The organism is Amycolatopsis sp. WAC 01375, from assembly GCF_003947325.1.
Lineage (GTDB): Bacteria > Actinomycetota > Actinomycetes > Mycobacteriales > Pseudonocardiaceae > Amycolatopsis.
The window spans coordinates 223,237-240,960 of the sequence record NZ_QHHW01000032.1 but is presented as its reverse complement, the minus strand read 5'-3'; the positions used below and the strand labels follow the sequence as shown (position 1 = coordinate 240,960).

Genomic DNA, 17,724 nt, shown 5'->3' with positions numbered 1-17,724 from the left:
GTCCGGGAGGGGTGATCCACATCGAGTACGTCGTCGCCTGGTCCGCCTTCCTCGGCGGCTGGCTCCTCGTCGCCGGGCCCATGTACCAGGGCGCGCTCGAACTCCGCGAGGAGAGCAAGCGGTTCGCCGACCTGCGCCTGCTCGAGGAGATGCCCCGCCCCGACTTCGGACGGCCCGTTTCGCGCTGGTGGTGGTTGCTGCCGCCGGTGGCCATCGCCAAGGAACGGCGACGGCGGCGCAAGGTGCACCGCGAGGTCATGAAGTCGTTCACGACCGAGCAGCGGCGCACCATGGCCACCTTCGCCAACAAGGCCCGCGGCTGGTTCATCGTGACAGGGGGCGCCTTCTTCATCGCCCTCAAGGAAACGTGGCACCTGAACCATCTGTATCACTGGCCTTTGTGGACCTACTTCGCGCTGGTGCTCGTCCCGCTGGTGCTGAGTTTCGCCCACACGTCACGGGGTGTCCGGCTCACCGTCCTCATCATGGGGTCCGAGGAGTGATGGTGTCGCGGGTGATCGACTCGACCTTCTCCTGCGCCTTCTTGGCGTCGGTGACCCAGAGTTTGTAGAAGTCGAACGGGCAGTCCGCCACGCCCTTGTCGCCCTCGTCCGCGTCCTGCACGCCGGTGTAACCGCGGTGCAGCAGCTTGAAGATGTGGTTCTGCGACTGGTCGTAGGTCCGCGCGTCGCGGATCGCCGACACCGACAGCTGCGCGTACTGGATCCCGTACTCTTCTTCGCCGGTCTCACCGAGCGTGCGCCCGTCGAAGCCGATGATCGAGGAATGGCCGAAGTAGGAGTACACGCCGTCGAAACCGGCGGCGTTCGCCACGGCCACGTAACAGTTGTTGGCCCACGCCATCGCCTTGGCGATCAGGATCTGTTGCTCCTTGGCCGGATACATGTAGCCCTGGCAGCGCACGATCAACTCGGCGCCCTTCATCGCGCAGTCGCGCCAGATCTCCGGGTAGTTCCCGTCGTCGCAGATGATCAGCGAGATCTTCATGCCCTTCGGGCCGTCGCTGACGTAGGTGTCCTCGCCGGGGTACCAGCCTTCGATCGGGCACCACGGCAGGATCTTGCGGTACTTCTGGACGATCTCGCCGCGGTCGTTGATGAGCACGAGCGTGTTGTACGGAGGCTTGTTCGGGTGGTCTTCGTGTCGCTCGCCGGTGATGGAGAAGACGCCCCAGGTCTGGGCATCCCGGCAGGCGGCGGCGAAGATTTCGGTTTCCTCGCCGGGAATCGTCGCCGCGGTCTCGTACATCTCCTTCGGGTCGTACATGATGCCCTGGGTCGAGTACTCCGGGAACACCACGAGGTCCATGCCCGGCAGCCCGGATTTCATGCCCACCACCATTTCGGCGATCTTGCGGGCGTTGTCGAGCACCTCGGCCTTGGTGTGCAGCCGCGGCATCTTGTAGTTGACCACCGCGACGCCGACCGTGTCGGGGCTGGCGGAAATGTCACCGTGTCGCATGGGGATTCCTCTTCTCCTGATGGGTTTTCTGGAGCAACATGGCCGCCGCGACCAAGACGCAGGCGATCGCGGCCGCGATCAGCGCCGTCCCGCCGTCGCTGCGGTAGGCGCCGGTGAGGCCGAGGAAGGCGGGCACCGTGCAGGTCGGCTGGCTGAGCAGCAGGACGGTCCAGCCGGTGAACGGGGTCAGCCGTTCCTTGCCGAGGCCGAGCACGAGGAAGAACAACGTCCACAACAGTGCCCAGGACAGCCAGATGACGCCGAACACCGGATCGGCGTCGTGCCAGAAGGCGATTCCCGCGTACACCACGGCGGCGCCCGCCACGAACAGCGAGAACCAGCCGATGCCTTCGGGCGCCAGGCCGGCGAGGTTCGCGATGCCGACGTACAGGTAGGTGAAACCGAACAGGTACAACCCGGACGCGGCGAGGATCGCGTCCGGGTTCCCGTCCGCCTGGACGATCAGCACGGTCGGGGTGACGCACTGGAGCGCGCCGACGAACAGGTTCAGCACCGCCGCCGAACGTGGCGGTATCCGGCCGAGCAACATCAGGCCGTTGATCATCAAGGCGGCGCCGACGTAGAGAAGGCCCACGTTGCCCATGCTCACCTCCGCGTAATGTGCATCACGTGGAATAATTTCAAATGAAAGTATGTGGTGTGCCGGAGTGAGTCAAGGGTGGGTTTCAGAGCCGGGTGAGGACTTCGAAGTCGTAGCCGTCGGCGACCGCGAGATGGACGTGCTGGTCGGCCTGCTGCCCGCGGAACTCGATCGTGCCGCGCGGGCCGTGATAGGCGACGCCGTCGATCGCCGCGTTGAGCGCGGGCAGGTCGGGCCTGCCCGCCCGGCGGACGAGTTCGGCCAGCGTGTGCAGTCCCTCGTAACAGGATTCGGCGGCGTTGTTCAAGGCCGGGGCGCCGGGACCGTTGCGGTCGACGTAACGGCCGAGCAGGTCCATCGCGTCGGCGGTGACCATCGACCGGAAGTACGCGGCGGAGACATAGAGGTTGCCGGTGGCGTGCGCGCCGCTCGCGAGGAGCATGTTCTCCTCCATCAGCGGGCTGAACCGGACCAGCCGGTCGCTGAGTCCCTGCGCGGCGAAGGCGCGGTTGAAGCGCACCGCGTCCTGCCCGACCAGCAACATGAGCACACCGTCGCTTGTGGACCGTTCGACCGAACGGACCACTGTGGACATATCGCCCGCGCCGAGCCCGACGAACGCCTCGCCGGTGATGCGCAGATCGAGATCCTTGGCGTACTGCCGGATCGCCCGGGTCGACCGGTGCGGCCAGACGTAGTCGTCACCGACGACGAACCACCGTCGGACACCGAGGTGGTCACGCAACCAGCGCAGCGCCGGTTCGATCTGGCAGCGCGGCGTCTCTCCCGTGCAGAAGATGCCGGCACGGCGCTCGCCGCCTTCATAGAGTGACGTGTACACGTACGGCACCCTGTCGGCCACGACCGGCGCGAGCGCGTGCCGGATCGACGAAATGTGCCAGCCGCTCACCGCGTCGACCCGTCCCGCGTCGACCAGCCGTCGCAGGTCTTCGGCCACCTGCGCGGGGGTGCCGCCGCCGTCGACCACCTCGGCCTCGACCTGCCTGCCGAGAATCCCGCCGGACTCGTTGAGTTCGTGGACGGCGAGATCCGTGATCGCCTCGCAGGACGGGCCGAACAGCCCGGCGGGCCCCTGCAACGGGACCACCATGGCCACACGCCAGGTGTCGTCGCGGGTCCGGGTGGCGAGGCGTAGGGGCATGGCGCTCCGTGCGGTGGCCCGGTAAGGTCAAAGTGCTTCCACCTGGAAGTATTGCGAGGGTGTCCGGTTTTGGCAAGGGGACGGGATATGGGGACACGCGGCGTCGCGACCGCCGGAACGTCGCTCACCGGCTCGCTCACCCGTGCCGCCAGGGCCGTCGCCGGCAAGGTGGAGCAGGTGCTCGCCAAGGAGGGTCTCACCCTGGACCAGTGGCTGGTGCTGGACGCGCTGAGCGGCAAGGGCGGCCTCGCCATGGCCGACCTCGCCGACCGGACCCTGGCCACCGCACCGACGCTGACCAGGGTGGTGGACAAACTGGTCACCACCGCGCAGGCGTACCGCGAGGTCGACGCCGCGGACAGGCGCCGAGTACTCGTGCACCTCAGCACCCGCGGCCGGGCGACGTACCGGCGCGTGGCCGCGAAGATCGCCGAGGTGGAAGCCCGTCTCGACGTGACGGACGACGTGCTCGTGGCGTTGCGGGGCCTCGGCGACTGAAGGTCAGGCCTGCGGCGGACCTTGTGGCGGATACGGCATCGGCCGCGCCTGTGGTTTCACCTTTGTCAGCGCGACGATGCCGACAACGCCGGTGACGACGAGCGCCACGACCACGAACAGCGCGGCCACCACGTACACCAGGCGGAAGCTGAAGGCGTCCGAGAGCAACCCGCCGAGGAACGGTGCGATCACCAAGGCAAGGACGCCGACGCCCGCTGCCGCACCGGTCGCGGCGCCGCGACCGGACTGGAGGCGCCGGATCAGCGCGACCGTCACGCCGATCGCCGCGCCAGCGCCGAGCCCGTTGAGCACCCGCCCGACGAGGAGCAGGCCGCTGCTGGGAACGAAAGCGACCAGCACCACGCCGAGGAGCATCAGGAAGAGCGCGGGCACCGTCACCGACGTCGGGAAGCGCGCGCCGAGCAGCAGACCCGCCGGGAAGGCGATCGCGGCCGCGACGAGGTACGCGACGAGCCCGCTCAGCAGCAGGGACTGGCTCGACATGCCCAGCTCGATCTGCAGGGCGGACGAGCCGTCGAAGCGGTAGATCACGGTGAGCAGGAACAGCCCGATGAGCGCGGCGAACCCCGGCCCGATCACCAGCCACCAGGGCGGTCCGGAGGTCGGCTGCTGGTCGTGGTGCGTCGGTGTCGGCACGAACATGGGGACAACCTATAGCGACCGGCGATGCGGATGGACCACTTCGCCGGGAAAGCCGCTCATGGTCGGAGTCGGGCGAGCGCCCGGGAGTTGGCCGACCGAGTGTTTTCGCTGTTCACGGGTGTTCTGAGGGGCTGAGTGGACGCGCGTCGCTGTGGGTGTAGCGGTCTTTTCGGTCGTCATGGTGGTCGACTGGCTGCTCGTGACCGGTTGAGCTCGTGCGAGACCGAAGCCCGCGGGGCGGCTGAGTGTGTCCAATGTGAACAAAGCAAAGAAACAGCGACTCGAAGACAGTGGCCCGGTGAGACCTCGCGACATCCCGGCCTGGGTCATCGAATTGGTGAATTACTGGCGCTGGACCGGGAAACCTCGGTGGGCTTTGACGCTTGCGCCATTCGGCTCTACGGCACGGTGATCCGAGTCACGGAAGTCGGCTTCCTTGGCCTTCACACGCAGGCTGAGAGCCCCGGACGGCACTTGATAGGGGAGCCCCTGGCCACTTGCGTGACCAGGGGTTTCCCTGTGGCGGCGTGCCCCCGGCAGGACTTGAACCTGCGACCTAGAGATTAGAAGGCTCTTGCTCTATCCAGCTGAGCTACGAGGGCCGACGTCGGCGACGTTGGGTGTCGCCCAGCATCGGCAGCTTAGCCGTCGCCAACCTGTCGATCGTTCGACACCGCCAGATCGTTTCAGGTCGAGCCCACCGTTTTTTGGAACGCCCGTGAGCGCGTCACGACGCGGGGTGACGCGCCCACGGGCCGGGGCCGCTTCGGGGGAGCGGCCCCTGGGTTCGTGCAGGTCGCGAGTCGACTCTTCCGCGAGTGACCGGCACGAACCGCCGGGGTGGTCAGTCCCAGATCTTGAGGGCGCGGATCACGAACGGTCCCTGGGGTACGTAGGTGCCGCCACCCGGATAGGTGATGAAATCTCCCTCCGTCGTGCATTCCTCGCTCTGGTAAATCGTCACGTCCCGGCTGAGCCGGTTGACGAACGAATGCCCGTCGAAGCCTTCGGGTAAGGGAATGCATTCGTCGGGATTGGAGGTACGCAGGTCGAATTTGTGCACCGTGCCGCCGTATGATTCTTCGCCCCAGACGCAGAACTCGCCCTTCTGGCAGGCGGGTTCGGGCGGCGCCGTGGTGGCGTTCGCGACTCCGGCGCTGGTCAGCAGGCCGAACATGGCCAGCAGGAGCACGTGCGGGAGGCGGGCGCGCAGGTTCGTCAAACGTCGTTGCATGGCTGGGTTCTCCCCCGTGATTCGGCGGCTCGGGCGCCGTCGGTGAATGTGTGATTCCACGATGACCCGAGGGGAAGGCTTTGTCAGCCCGCATTTCTACTTCTGTGGATAAGTAGTTGTGCGCCGCTCGATCGGGGCGAGTTGTCCACATATCACCGGGACCGCCTTGTGCTCGCCGAAATCGGCTGCTACACGGGCGCGGTGGAGTCCCGGACGACCAGTTCGGCCGGTATCTCGGCGGGGGGCGGTGCCTTCTCCCCGCGCAGCAGCCCCAGCACCAGATCGCCGGCCGCGCGCCCCTTGGCGGTGAGGTCCTGCCGGACGGTCGTCAGCGGTGGTTCGGACCACCGAGCGGGCGGGACGTCGTCGAAGCCCACGACCGAAAGATCACCCGGGACCGACAATCCGAGGTGTCTCGCCGCCGAGATCGCCGCCAGTGCCAGCAGGTCCGACATGCACAGCAGCGCGGTCGGCCGCGGTTGCCGGTCCAACAGGCCGAAGGCGCTCGGCAGCGCTGCTTCGGCCGACAGTCCCGACGCCTCCCAGATCGGTGTGTCCGCCGCCGGGATCCCCGCCTCGGCCAGGGTCTCCAGGTAGCCGGCCATCCGCTCGCGGTTGTCGTGGAACCGGCTGTCGCCTGCCTCCGTCATGCTCAGCTCGCCGCCGCGGGGAGCCGAGAGGCACTGCGCCGACAAGATCCCGATCCGCCGGTGCCCGAGTCCCACCAGATGCCGGGCGGCGGCGGCCGCTCCCGCCCGGTCCGCCACCCCGATCCTGGCCGAACCGCGGATATGCGGCTGGTCGATCACCACCAGTGGCAGGCCTCGATCCCGCACCGCGTTCAGCGCCGGGGCGCCGTCGGGCAGCGAATACGCCACCGCGATGTCGGCTTGCGCGGTCAGGATCCGCTCCGCGCGCGGGCCGCCGCTCTCGCCGTCGCCAGGGAGCAGCAGGAGGGCATGGCCCTCGGGATCGACGACGGTCGAGAGGGCGTCGAGGGTGAGCGACAACGCGGGATCCGAGAAGGCCGTCGAAAGATTCGTGTCGAGCAGGACGGCGATCGCGCCGGTGCGGCTGGTGGCCAGGCTTCGGGCGGTCGGATTCGGCCCCGCGTACCCGATCTTCTTGGCCGCGCGAAGTACCTCTTCGCGCAGTTGTGCGGACAGCTGATCAGGCCGGTTGTAGGCGTTGGAGACGGTCGCCCGCGACACCCCGACGGCGTCGGCGACATCGTCCAACGTCGGCCTTCGCCGTCGCGTGGTGGTCACCGCCGCAGTCTAGTCCCGGATAGGACCGGTGGACTTTCTGAAGCGCTTAAGTCATTCTGGGGGAAGAGGAATCGGAAGGAGACTGGGGTCTATGCGTGACCGTACGGCCGTTTTCGTCGTGTTCGCGCTCAACGGGGCCGCGCTCGGCTCCTGGGCGCCGCGGACACCCGCCTTGTCGGAACGGGTGAGCGCCTCGCCGGGTGTCTTCGGCCTCGCCCTGCTGGGCGCCAGCGTCGGCATGCTGATCGCGGCGTCGGTTTCGGGAAGGCTGATCGAGCGCCACGGTGCCCGCGCCGTGGTCGCGGGCAGCACGATCATCGCCTGTGCCGCGCTGCCGATGATCGGCTTCTCGACGTCGGTCGCCCTGCTCGCCGGGGCGTTGTTCGTCCTCGGCGCGAGCGTCGGCGCGCTGGACGTGGCGATGAACGTCGCCGGAGTCGAGGTCGAGCGCCGGTCCGGACGCGCGATCATGCCGATATTGCACGCCGGGTTCAGCTTCGGCGCGTTGGCGGGCTCCGTCGCCGCCGGATTCGCCGCGTCTCACCACTGGTCACCGGGGCGGCACCTCACGGTCGCCGCCTTGGCCGCGCTGGTGGTGCTCGCCTTCGTCATCGTCGCCGTGCCCGGCGCGCGGCCCGTGCACACCGAACCCGTCGAGAAGCCGCGGGTGGCGCCGATCAAACGGCCCGTCCTCTGGCTGCTCGCCGCGATCGCGTTGTTCTCGGCGATCGCGGAAGGCGCGAGTTCGGACTGGTCCGCCCTGCTGATGACGTCCGTGCACGGGGTCGGTGACGGCGCCGCGGCGTTCGCCTATTCCGGATTCGCACTGGCCATGGCGCTCGCCAGGCTCGCGGGCGCCTGGCTGCAGAACCGCTTCGGCGCGACCCGTGCGCTGGCGGTGGGTGCCGGGATCGCCGCGGCCGGGCTCGTCCTCGCCGCGCTGGCCCACGTTCCCGTGTTCGGATTCGTCGGCTTCGCGCTGGCCGGCGCCGGGCTGGCCGCGGCCTTCCCGATCGCGCTGAGCCTCGCGGGCGCCTCGGGCAAACGCGCGGACGGCACCGGAGGCGAACGGGAACTGGCCTTCGTCACCGCGATCGCCTACACCGGTTTCCTCGCCGGGCCACCCCTGATCGGCGGGATCGCGCAGGTGACGTCGCTTTCGGTGTCGTTCCTGTTCGTCGGACTGACCGCCGCGCTGATCGTGCCGTCCGCGGTGGCCGCGGCGCGGGCGGGCAAACGGGAGAAGGCCTCCGAACCCGTCAGCCGTTGACATCCTCGCCGGAACGCGGGCAAGCTGATTGCTCGTAAACTGAAATGAATGCGACTCGTTCGCTGTTTCAGGACGGCTGATCCGGGGAGGAGCGGCGTGAGGGTGCTGATGCTCGGCGGTGGCGTGGGGATCCTGACCGGTCGTCACCAGGTGCCCGGGATCCCGGCGCGACTGGTGCAGACCACGTTGCCCCGGCTCGTCCTGGTCCCGCTGGTCTTCCGGCTGGTGATGCTGGTGCAGGCGCTGTGGTCGGCGGGTCTCGGCGCGCCCTCGGTGCTGTGGACGTTCGCGCTGATGCACCTCGTGCCGAACGTCGCCGAAGCCCTCTGGGCCTTCCGGCGGTCTCCGGCCGGTACGCGAATGGTGCCGGTGGCCGACGCCGGGTTCGCCGCCCTCTTCATCCTGGCGGCGGCGCTGATCTCGCCGGATCTCGCGATCACGTCGATCACCTGGACCCATCTGATGGGCACGGTGATGATCTGGGCCCTGCTGCGTGGCGCGCTGGCTGGATCCTTGGTCGTCGGCGGGGCCATGGCGCTCAACACCCTGCTGGACCCGGCCTCCTCGCTGGGGCTCTTCCTCACCCTCGCGACCGCGTTGGTGGCGTCCCTCGCGATCGTCGGTCTGGTCGGCGCTTCGATGCGGTTCGCGCTCGGGTTCGGGGAGCAGCAGGGCCGGGCGGCGGAACGCGAACGGCATCGCCGCGACGTCCACGACACGGTTCTGCAGGTGATGGAGTCGTTCGCCATCCCCGCGCCCGCCGACGAACTCGATCCGGCGGCCAGCCTCGACCGCGTCCGCCGGACCGCTCGCGCCCAGGCGATGCGCATCCGGATCAGCCTCGAGCACGAATCCTCCGAGAGGATCGGACTGCGCCAGCGGTTGCGGTTGCTCGCCGCCGAAATGGCCGCGGAAGGCCTGCGCGCCGAGGTCGTCATCCAGGACGACTGTGCCCCGGAACTCCCGGAAGAAGCGGCCATGGCCCTGCACGACTCGGCCAGGGAAGCCTTGCGCAACACGCTGAAGCACTCCGGGACCCGACGGGCCGTCGTCAGCGTCGAGGAGATCGGCGGCGGGGTTTCCTTGACGGTGCGCGATCACGGCGCCGGTTTCGATGTCGGCGACCGGCGGCGCGGCTTCGGCCTCGAGAACTCGATCATCGCGCGGATGGCGGAAATCGGCGGTTTCGCGCGGATCGAGTCCACGCCGGGACTGGGGACCCGGGTGGTGCTCCTCGCGCCGTCAGTCTTGCGTGTCCCCGTCGGGTGAGTCGCGCCACTGGCGAAACGGGCGGTCCAGCGTCCACTTGTCACCCGTGCGCTCGACGACGCGGTATTCGCAGGTCGTCGGATTGGACAGGGATTCGAACAGCTCGATGCTCCAGCCGAAGAGACGGCGGCACAGCAACCGGATGGTCAGCCCGTGCGAGACGACCAGCACGGTTTCGGGGTGATCTTCGCCGCACGCCGCCAGCTCGCTGAGAAACGCCGCGACCCGGTCGTCGACGTCCGCCCCGGATTCGCCGAAGGGGAGCCGGTAGAAGAAGTGCCCGAATTCGTGGCGCCGCTGTTTCTGGATCTCCTGCTCCAGCGGATCCTGGAGGTTGCCCCAGTCCTGCTCCCGCAGCCTCGGCTCCGGCACGATCCGCTCGCACGCGTCCCGGATGTCCAGTAGCCGCAACGTTTCCCGCGTCCGCAGATACGGGCTGACGTAGACCGCCGGTCGTTGCCCGCCGAGGAGTTCCGCGATCTCCGGGCCCGCCAGTTTCGCCTGCTCGCGGCCGGCCTCGGTCAGCGGGAGAGCGTGGTCGGGAATCCGGGTGTAAGCGAGCTCGTCGACGTTGCCGAGCGACTCGGCATGCCTCAGCAGGATGATCCGCACGCCGCCATCTTGCCCCTTGCGCGCCCGGCATACCCTCGTGACGTGCCTTCAGACCCCGAGACGAAACCGGCCCCGTCCGCGCGGAAGGCCGGTGTCCTGCCGCTGGTGTCGATCGGTGCGCTGCTGGCCGCGGTGGTGGCCGTCGGCCTGGTCGCGCTGACCGGTGGCGCCGGTTACGTCATCGCCGGCCTGCCGGATCCCGGACTGGTGACCCGCTACGGCATCACCGTCGTCCGGGTGCTCGCCGAGGCGGCTTCGGTGCTGTGCGTGGGTTCACTGCTGCTCGCCGCGTTCCTCGTCCCGCCGCAGAAGTCCGGCACGCTCGCGGCCGACGGTTACGCGGCCATCCGTGTCGCGGGTGTCGCCGCATGGGTCTGGTTCTTCGCGGCCGCCGCGTCGATCTTCTTCTCCGCGGCCGACGGCGCCGGGCGCCCGTTCACCGAGGTGCTCTCGCCGCAGGTGCTGATCGACCTCGTCGACGCCATCGAGCAGCCCAAGGCCTGGCTGTTCACCGCGTTGATCGCACTGCTGGTCGCGCTCGGCTGCCGTCTCGCGCTGACCTGGGGCTGGACGACGGTGGTCTTCTTCCTGTCCGTCGGCGGCCTCGTCCCGGTCGCGGTCACGGGCCATTCGGCGAGCGGTGGCTCGCACGACATGGCGACCAACAGCCTGCTGTACCACCTGGTCGCCGCCGCGCTGTGGGTCGGCGGCCTGGTCGCGCTGCTCGCGCTCGGCTGGCGCCGCGGCGAGAACCTCAAGCTGGCCGCGACGCGGTTTTCCAAGCTGGCGCTGGTCTGCTGGATCGTGATGGCGGTCTCCGGCATCGTCAACGCACTGGTGCGGATCAGGATCGCCGACCTGTTCACCACCGACTACGGCCTGCTGGTGCTCGCGAAGATCGTCGCGTTGCTGCTGCTCGGCGTCTTCGGTCACCAGCAGCGGCAGAAGGGTGTCGCCGGGCTGGTGAACGGGGCGGGCGGTGGGCAGCTTCTGCGGCTCGCCGCCGTCGAGGTGCTGATCATGTTCATCACCATCGGCATCGCCACCGGGCTCGCGAAAACCCCGCCGCCACAGGAATCGCTCACGCAGCCGTCGACCACGGAACTGCTGATCGGCTACGACCTCTACGGCCCGCCGACCGTCTTCAGACTGCTCACGGACTGGCGGTTCGACCTCGTCTACGGCACGCTCGCGCTCGTTCTCGCCGGGCTGTACCTCGCCGGGGTGCGGCGGCTGCGCCGCCGCGGTGACACCTGGGCCACGGGCCGGACGGTCTCCTGGCTCGGCGGTTGTTTCGTGCTGCTGATCGCGACGTCGTCCGGCATCGGCCGGTACGCGCCCGCGATGTTCAGCGTGCACATGGGCAACCACATGCTGCTGTCCATGGTGGCGCCGGTGCTGTTCGTGCTCGGCGGACCCGTGACGCTCGCGCTGCGCGCACTGCCCGCCGCGGGCAAGGACGCCCCGCCCGGACCGCGTGAATGGCTGCTCGCCTTCGTGCACTCGCCGCTTTCGCGGTTCCTGACGCATCCGATCGTCGCGCTGCTGCTGTTCGTCGGTTCCTTCTACGGCCTGTACTTCTCGGGTCTGTTCGACTCCGCGCTGAACTACCACTGGGCGCATCTGGCGATGAACGCGCACTTCCTGCTCGCCGGATACGTCTTCTACTGGCCGGTGATCGGTGTCGATCCGGCGCCACGACGGCTCCCGCCGCTGGGGCGGCTGGGGATGATGTTCGCCGCCATGCCGTTCCACGCGTTCTTCGGGATCGCGCTGATGAGCATGCAGACCGTGCTCGGACAGGACTTCTACCGCGGGCTGAAACTGCCGTGGGTCACCGACCTGCTCACCGATCAGCGGCTCGGCGGCGGGATCGCGTGGGCGTCCGGCGAACTGCCGGTCCTGCTGGTGCTGGTCGCGCTGCTGGTGCAGTGGGCGCGTCAGGACGAACGGGAGGCCCGGCGGCGGGATCGCCGGGAGGACGCCTCGGGTGACGCGGATCTGAACGCCTACAACGCGATGCTGAAGAAACTCGCGGATCAGGGCAGGGGGCCGGGTTCCGGCTCGTAGCGCGGCACTCGTGATCGCGGCTTGGCAGGACTCGCGCCGGGACGGTCACTCGGCTCCTCCCCGCGCGCCTGTCGATCCAGGGTCGAGGGCACGACATGTCTGACGATGGAGGAATCGGGACGTTCAGTGTCCCGATTCCTCCATCGTCGGCCCTCGAGCCGGTCGGGCATAGACAGGGGCCACTACCGCTCCGGCGCTGACCGTCCCCTACCACGTCTCCGCGCCCACGCCGGCCTTGCGGCCGGAGTTGTCCACAGGAAGCCCCCGGCGCCCGGAGTTGTCCACAGATCCGGCTCGCGTCCTTTTCCGCCCTTCGATCCGAGGCAGTCTGTGATCAAGGGAAACACCGGGAGCGGCCCGGAACGAGGAGAAAGGCGAGAGTGATGGCGATGGGCGAAACGTGGGTGACCATGATCGGCAACCTGACCAGCGAACCGGTCCACCATCCGGAGCGGGTGCACGGGCACGATGTCGTGTCGTTCGGCTTGCGGAGTGTCGAACGCCGGTACGACAAGGAAAGAGGGGAGTGGGGCGAGGGACGGCAGCTCGCGGTCAAGGTCACCTGCTGGCGCAAGCTGGCGATGGCGGCGTTCTCCTGCCTGAGCAAGGGCGATCCGGTGATCGTGGCCGGGCGGCTGCGCGGCGCCGAGACCGCGGAGGAGATCCCGGCACCTCTGGGTCTACCTGAGCTTGAGGCCTTCTCCATCGGCCCCAACCTCGCGCGTTGCTCGGCCGAGATCCACCGGATGGGACGTGACCGGCCGAGGGCGATCCCGCTGTCACCGCCGCCCGTGGGGAATCCCATGGTCACCGCGCTGGAGGACGCGCCCGTGGCGGAAGGCGCCGATGCTCGTTCAGTGATGTCGGGCTGACTGAGGGTAGCTCGATGGTGACCGCCGTCGAGGCCGCGATCGGCTCGCTCTACGATCGCTTGTATGGCCGAGTTCATCTACACCATGAAGAAGGTGCGCAAGACCGTCGGGGACAAGGTCATCCTTGACGACGTCAGCACCGCGTTCTACCCCGGCGCCAAGATCGGCGTGGTGGGGCCGAACGGCGCGGGTAAGTCCACCGTTCTGAAGATCATGGCGGGGATCGAGCAGGCCAGCAACGGCGAAGCCTTCCTCCAGCCTGGCGCCAGCGTCGGCATCCTCATGCAGGAGCCGGAGCTCAACGAGGAAAAGACCGTCCGCGAGAACGTCGAAGAGGGTCTCGGCGACATCAAGGTCAAGCTCAACCGCTTCAACGAAGTCGCCGAGCTGATGGCGACCGACTACAGCGATGAGCTGATGGAGGAGATGGGCAAGCTCCAGGAGGACCTCGACCACGCCGACGCGTGGGAGATCGACTCCGCGGTGGAGCAGGCGATGGACGCCCTGCGTTGCCCGCCGCCGGAAGAGCCGGTCACCCACCTCTCCGGTGGTGAGCGTCGCCGGGTCGCGCTGTGCAAGCTGCTCCTGTCCGCGCCCGACCTGCTGCTCCTCGACGAGCCCACCAACCATCTGGACGCCGAAAGCGTGCTGTGGCTGGAACAGTTCCTGGCGAACTACGCCGGTGCAGTCCTCGCCGTCACCCACGACCGGTACTTCCTGGACAACGTCGCCGAGTGGATCATGGAGCTCGACCGCGGTCGCGTCGTCGGCTACGAGGGCAACTACTCGACGTACCTGGAGAAGAAGCGCGAGCGCCTCGAGGTCCAGGGCAAGAAGGACGCCAAGCTCGCCAAGCGGCTGAAGTCCGAACTCGACTGGGTCCGGTCCAACGCCAAGGCACGCCAGACCAAGTCGCGGTCCCGGCTCGACCGCTACGAAGAGATGGCCGCGGAGGCGGACAAGCACCGCAAGCTCGACTTCGAAGAGATCCAGATCCCGCCGGGGCCCCGGCTGGGCAGCGTGGTCGTCGAGGTCGAGAAGCTGCGCAAGGGATTCGACGACCGCGTGCTGATCGACGGGCTGTCGTTCGACCTGCCGCGCAACGGCATCGTCGGTGTCATCGGGCCGAACGGTGTCGGCAAGACGACCCTGTTCAAGACGATCGTCGGGCTCGAAGAGCCGGACGACGGCCAGGTGAAGATCGGCGAGACGGTCAAACTGTCCTATGTGGACCAGAACCGTGGCGGGATCGACCCGAAGAAGACGGTATGGGAGGTGGTTTCGGACAAGCTGGACTACATCCACGTCGGGCAGACCGAAATGCCCTCGCGTGCCTACGTCAGCGCGTTCGGCTTCAAGGGTCCGGACCAGCAGAAGCCGGCGGGCGTGCTCTCCGGTGGTGAGCGCAACCGGCTGAACCTGGCGCTGACCCTCAAACAGGGCGGGAACCTGATCCTGCTCGACGAGCCGACGAACGACCTGGACGTCGAGACCCTGGGCTCGCTGGAGAACGCTCTCGAGCAGTTCCCCGGTTGCGCCGTGGTCATCTCGCACGACCGGTGGTTCCTCGACCGGGTCGCGACGCACATCCTCGCCTGGGAAGGCACGGACGAGAACCCCTCGCAATGGTTCTGGTTCGAAGGTAACTTCGAGGGCTACGAGAAGAACAAGGTCGAACGTCTCGGTGCCGAGGCGGCTCGTCCGCACCGCGTCACCCATCGCAAGCTGACCCGCGACTGAGGGCCGGGGGTTCCCCGTGGAAGCCAGCAAGCGCCAACGGCCGGGCTCGCCCACCACCTTGGTGGGTGGGCGGACGGCTGCCACCGGGGGAACCCTGTCCGCTGTCGGCAGGCTGATCGAACGCGCGGATGCCCTGCACCTGAGGGCGCCCGAGCTCGCCTTGGTCCTCGGGGAGCGCGCGGCAGCGCTCGCCGAGGCCGCCGGCGCCGACGAACAGTGGATCCGCGCGGAGAGCCTGGTGGTGAGCGCGCGGGTGCGGCTCGGTGGCCGTCCCCGGACGGTCGGCAGGGCGGTGGCCGCCCTGCGCGCCGCCGAACACGCGGGCTACGGCGACATCGCCGCCCGGTTGCGGATCGACCTCGCGGTCTGCGCGCGCAGTGTCGGCATCCCGTTGACGGGGCTGGCCGCGCTGCGTCCGTTGCTGGCGGATCCGGCGGTCTCGCCGGCGCACCGGGCCGAGGCGTTGTGTCACCTCGTCGGCTGCTTGGCGCAGTTCGGCCGCAAGGCGGAACTGGATCGGGTGCTGGCCGAGGCGGACAAACTGGTGCTCGGCGACGGCTCGATGACGGCGGACTCGCAACTGCTGATCCGCGCGATGCTGCGGGTCGGGGTGTCGGCGCACCGTCGCCGTCACGGAGATCTGACGTCGGCCGCCGACGCCGCGCGGACCGGGCTCGGCATGCTCGAAAAGCTCGCGAATCCTGACGACGACGGCGGTCTCGTCCGGATCAGGCTGGCCCTGCAACTCGTCTGCACGTTGCTGGACAGGGGCGACACGGAGCTGGCGCTGGAGGTCGCGCAGCCGATCCTCGACGCGCCCGTCCGGGCCGCCGGGATCGCGCCTGCCGCGTGGCTGCGGCTGGCGGTGGCCACCCGTGTCCTGCTGCCCGCGGGAGCCGGGGAAGCCGCGGGCATGCTCGTCCGTGAAGCGGTCGCCGCGACCGAGGACCACAACCTGCACGCCGTCACGGCACGGCTGTGGCTGGAACTCGCGCAGATCGAGGAACGGCTCGGGCGGGCCGAGGAGGCCATCGGCTGCCTGCATCGTTCGCGCGCCGCCGAGCATCTGCACTCGCGTGCGCGCCGGCAGGCGTGCAATGTCCTGGTCGGCGAGTTCGGCGCGGCCGAGAACGCGGCCGTCGACCTCGACGACGTCCTGCGGGCCGTCGCCGGGAGGCCGTCGGCCACCCCGATGCCGGTTCCGGCGCCGGAACCGGCCGAGGTGACCGCGGTGATGGCGCCGATCGACGCGGCGCCCCCGAAGCGGGCCGCGGCCGAGCCGCCGGTTCGTCGCGAGCCGACGCAGCCCGTGCGGAAGAGTCGGCAGGCAGAAGCCGCGCCGGTGCGGCAGGGCAGGCAGATGGAACCCGCTTCGGTGCAGCAGAGCCGACAGGCAGAACCTGCGCCGGTGCGGCAGGGCAGGCAGATCGAACCCGCTCCGGCGAGGCAGAGCCGACAGGCAGAACCCGCGCCGGTGCGGCAGGCGCCGGTCGAGGTCCCCCGTCCCGCCGAGCCGCCACGTCCGGTGGAGCCTGCCGTGACACCGGTCGCGGAAAAGACCGAAACACCGGTGTTGAAACCGCCGTCCCGTCCGGAGCCCGCTCAGGAAACGGTGGTATCCGACAGCGATTGGCGTCGCCGGGTGCCGAAGAAACCTCAGCAACCCAAGCCGTCGATCAGGTTCGAACCCAGGGCCGAACCCGTCACGCCGAAACTGATGCCGTCGCCGAAACCGGAGCCCGAGCCCACGTCGCGTCCGGGTCTGGAGACCGGGCGGCGACGCCGTCCGGAGGCTCCCGCGCCTCGCGAGACCGTCACGGCCGAACCAGCGGTCGCCCAACCGGAAACCCCGGCCGCGCGACGGCGACCCGAGCCCGAGGCGCCCGTCCCGACCGAGGCGCCCGTCCAGACTGAGGCGCCCGTCCGCGCCGAGGAGCCGGTGCCCGTGGCGTTCTCGGAATCCGTGGCCCCGGAGCTGCTTCTCGCTCCCGAGCCCGCGGCCGAACCCCGGCCGCGCATGGCGGCGGAGGTCGGGACTCCGCGTCCGCCGGGGACCGCCGCCCCGTTGTGGGAGAGCGACGAGTGGGCGGCCGAAGAGCGTGCCCGCCGGTCTTCCGCACCCGTTTCCCGCAAGACCAGGCACGACGCCGAACACGGTTCCGTGGCGGCGAAATCGGTGCTGGACCGGCTCGGGATCTCGAGCGCCGGAGGAAAAGGCGGTGGCCGCCGTCGCGCGGACGGCGCCGCGGATCCCGTGCACCCGGAACCCGTCACCGAAGAGCGCGCCGACACCGGCCGTGCCCGTCGAGAGCAGCCCCCGGTCGAGTACACCGAACCCGCCGTGCCGCTCGCGCCGCCGCCTCGGGAAGACCCGGCGCCGCCGCCGAGCTGCGAGACCCGGGAAAGTCCTCGCCCGAGCGCCAAGGAAGAGGTCGCGGATCCGTGGCTGCCGCGGTTGCGGATGCCGCCCGCGCTGGATCCGTTGACCGACACCGGTTCCTGGCGGCCGATCACGCCGTTCCCGGAGAGCTACGCCCGCGCGATCGCGGAGGACGAGCCGCCGCCGGACGCCGGTCTCGCCGACCTGCTCGCCCGCGCGCTCGCGGAGCACCAGGCGGGTACTGCCAGCGCCGCCGCGCTCGTGAAGCAGCTCGGTTCCCAGGACTCGGGAAAGCGTCCGGTCAACGGCCACGACCGGCACCGCACCAACGGAAGCGACTGACCGCGCGATAGCAAAGGTCCCTTGCTGCACCTCGGTGGGAGCCGAGCCTGGCTTGAACGATTCAGTCGGCCCGGCGGGACCGCCCGCCGCGCCCTCGCGGGGCAATGGGTGCTGGTCACCCCGGTGCGGCGGGGCGTGGGAAGGGCCGGACAGACCGCCGATGTGACCGGCGAGTAGCTGAACCGATCACGGCGATTCCGGTATCTGAGCAGGGAAATCTTCGACGGCCGGGAAGGACCCGGCCTTGTGGGGCCGACTGTC

15 protein-coding genes and 1 tRNA gene are annotated in these 17,724 nt (G+C 69.2%); 8 read left to right on the top strand and 8 right to left on the bottom strand.

Annotation, left to right across the window (positions count from 1 at the left end; all coding sequences use genetic code 11):
• Nucleotides 1–11 precede the first annotated feature (11 nt).
• The gene (locus tag DL991_RS20910) at nucleotides 12–503 is read left to right on the top strand and encodes a hypothetical protein (RefSeq protein ID WP_125786013.1); all 492 of its coding nucleotides are present in this window, start codon (nucleotides 12–14) and stop codon (nucleotides 501–503) included.
• Here the strand turns inward: DL991_RS20910 and DL991_RS20905 are convergent.
• The 3 genes from DL991_RS20905 to DL991_RS20895 form a co-directional block, all read right to left on the bottom strand.
• On the bottom strand, nucleotides 484–1,482 hold the full coding sequence (locus tag DL991_RS20905; RefSeq protein ID WP_125786012.1) for an aliphatic amidase: 999 nt from the start codon (nucleotides 1,480–1,482) through the stop codon (nucleotides 484–486). The two genes, DL991_RS20910 and DL991_RS20905, sit on opposite strands and share 20 nt — an antisense overlap.
• On the bottom strand, nucleotides 1,469–2,086 hold the full coding sequence (locus DL991_RS20900; protein ID WP_125786011.1) for an AmiS/UreI family transporter: 618 nt from the start codon (nucleotides 2,084–2,086) through the stop codon (nucleotides 1,469–1,471). Before DL991_RS20900 ends, DL991_RS20905 begins: the two co-directional genes overlap by 14 nt.
• Before the next feature lie 82 nt (nucleotides 2,087–2,168).
• Nucleotides 2,169–3,245, bottom strand: a complete 1,077-nt coding sequence (locus tag DL991_RS20895) for a substrate-binding domain-containing protein (RefSeq protein WP_255433303.1) — start codon at nucleotides 3,243–3,245, stop codon at nucleotides 2,169–2,171.
• An 87-nt stretch (nucleotides 3,246–3,332) separates the two neighbouring features.
• Between DL991_RS20895 and DL991_RS20890 the strand changes: the two genes are divergently transcribed.
• Nucleotides 3,333–3,743, top strand: a complete 411-nt coding sequence (locus DL991_RS20890; protein WP_125786010.1) for a MarR family transcriptional regulator — start codon at nucleotides 3,333–3,335, stop codon at nucleotides 3,741–3,743.
• Between the two features lie 3 nt (nucleotides 3,744–3,746).
• Here DL991_RS20890 and DL991_RS20885 read toward each other — a convergent pair whose 3' ends face one another.
• The 4 genes from DL991_RS20885 to DL991_RS20870 all read right to left on the bottom strand — a co-directional run bounded on the left by DL991_RS20885 (nucleotide 3,747) and on the right by DL991_RS20870 (nucleotide 6,878).
• On the bottom strand, nucleotides 3,747–4,406 hold the full coding sequence (locus DL991_RS20885; protein ID WP_125786009.1) for an MFS transporter: 660 nt from the start codon (nucleotides 4,404–4,406) through the stop codon (nucleotides 3,747–3,749).
• Nucleotides 4,407–4,934: 528 nt separating this feature from the next.
• Nucleotides 4,935–5,008 (bottom strand) — tRNA-Arg (locus DL991_RS20880).
• Between the two features lie 242 nt (nucleotides 5,009–5,250).
• A complete protein-coding gene (locus tag DL991_RS20875; protein ID WP_125786008.1) occupies nucleotides 5,251–5,640 on the bottom strand; it encodes a peptidase inhibitor family I36 protein in 390 nt (129 codons plus the stop codon).
• Nucleotides 5,641–5,828: 188 nt separating this feature from the next.
• Nucleotides 5,829–6,878 carry a LacI family DNA-binding transcriptional regulator gene (locus DL991_RS20870; RefSeq protein WP_125786054.1) on the bottom strand — a complete coding sequence of 350 codons (1,050 nt, stop codon included), beginning with the start codon at nucleotides 6,876–6,878 and terminating at the stop codon, nucleotides 5,829–5,831.
• A gap of 121 nt (nucleotides 6,879–6,999) precedes the next feature.
• Between DL991_RS20870 and DL991_RS20865 the strand changes: the two genes are divergently transcribed.
• Nucleotides 7,000–8,178, top strand: coding sequence for an MFS transporter (locus DL991_RS20865; protein WP_125786007.1), 1,179 nt, complete (start codon nucleotides 7,000–7,002; stop codon nucleotides 8,176–8,178).
• A 102-nt stretch (nucleotides 8,179–8,280) separates the two neighbouring features.
• The gene (locus tag DL991_RS20860; protein WP_370307039.1) at nucleotides 8,281–9,447 is read left to right on the top strand and encodes a sensor histidine kinase; all 1,167 of its coding nucleotides are present in this window, start codon (nucleotides 8,281–8,283) and stop codon (nucleotides 9,445–9,447) included.
• Here the strand turns inward: DL991_RS20860 and DL991_RS20855 are convergent.
• The gene (locus DL991_RS20855; protein ID WP_125786006.1) at nucleotides 9,421–10,059 is read right to left on the bottom strand and encodes a histidine phosphatase family protein; all 639 of its coding nucleotides are present in this window, start codon (nucleotides 10,057–10,059) and stop codon (nucleotides 9,421–9,423) included. The genes DL991_RS20860 and DL991_RS20855 overlap by 27 nt on opposite strands.
• 42 nt (nucleotides 10,060–10,101) lie before the next feature.
• On the opposite strand from DL991_RS20855, the gene DL991_RS20850 reads away from it, so the two are divergent.
• The 4 genes from DL991_RS20850 to DL991_RS20835 all read left to right on the top strand — a co-directional run bounded on the left by DL991_RS20850 (nucleotide 10,102) and on the right by DL991_RS20835 (nucleotide 17,463).
• Nucleotides 10,102–12,129 carry a cytochrome c oxidase assembly protein gene (locus tag DL991_RS20850; protein WP_125786005.1) on the top strand — a complete coding sequence of 676 codons (2,028 nt, stop codon included), beginning with the start codon at nucleotides 10,102–10,104 and terminating at the stop codon, nucleotides 12,127–12,129.
• Nucleotides 12,130–12,518: 389 nt separating this feature from the next.
• Entirely contained in the window at nucleotides 12,519–13,001 is a 483-nt protein-coding gene (locus DL991_RS20845; RefSeq protein WP_233598922.1) for a single-stranded DNA-binding protein, read from the top strand.
• A gap of 63 nt (nucleotides 13,002–13,064) precedes the next feature.
• Nucleotides 13,065–14,741, top strand: coding sequence for an energy-dependent translational throttle protein EttA (gene ettA / locus DL991_RS20840; protein WP_125786003.1), 1,677 nt, complete (start codon nucleotides 13,065–13,067; stop codon nucleotides 14,739–14,741).
• A gap of 16 nt (nucleotides 14,742–14,757) precedes the next feature.
• The gene (locus DL991_RS20835) at nucleotides 14,758–17,463 is read left to right on the top strand and encodes a hypothetical protein (RefSeq protein ID WP_125786002.1); all 2,706 of its coding nucleotides are present in this window, start codon (nucleotides 14,758–14,760) and stop codon (nucleotides 17,461–17,463) included.
• The last annotated feature ends 261 nt before the right edge of the window (nucleotides 17,464–17,724 follow it).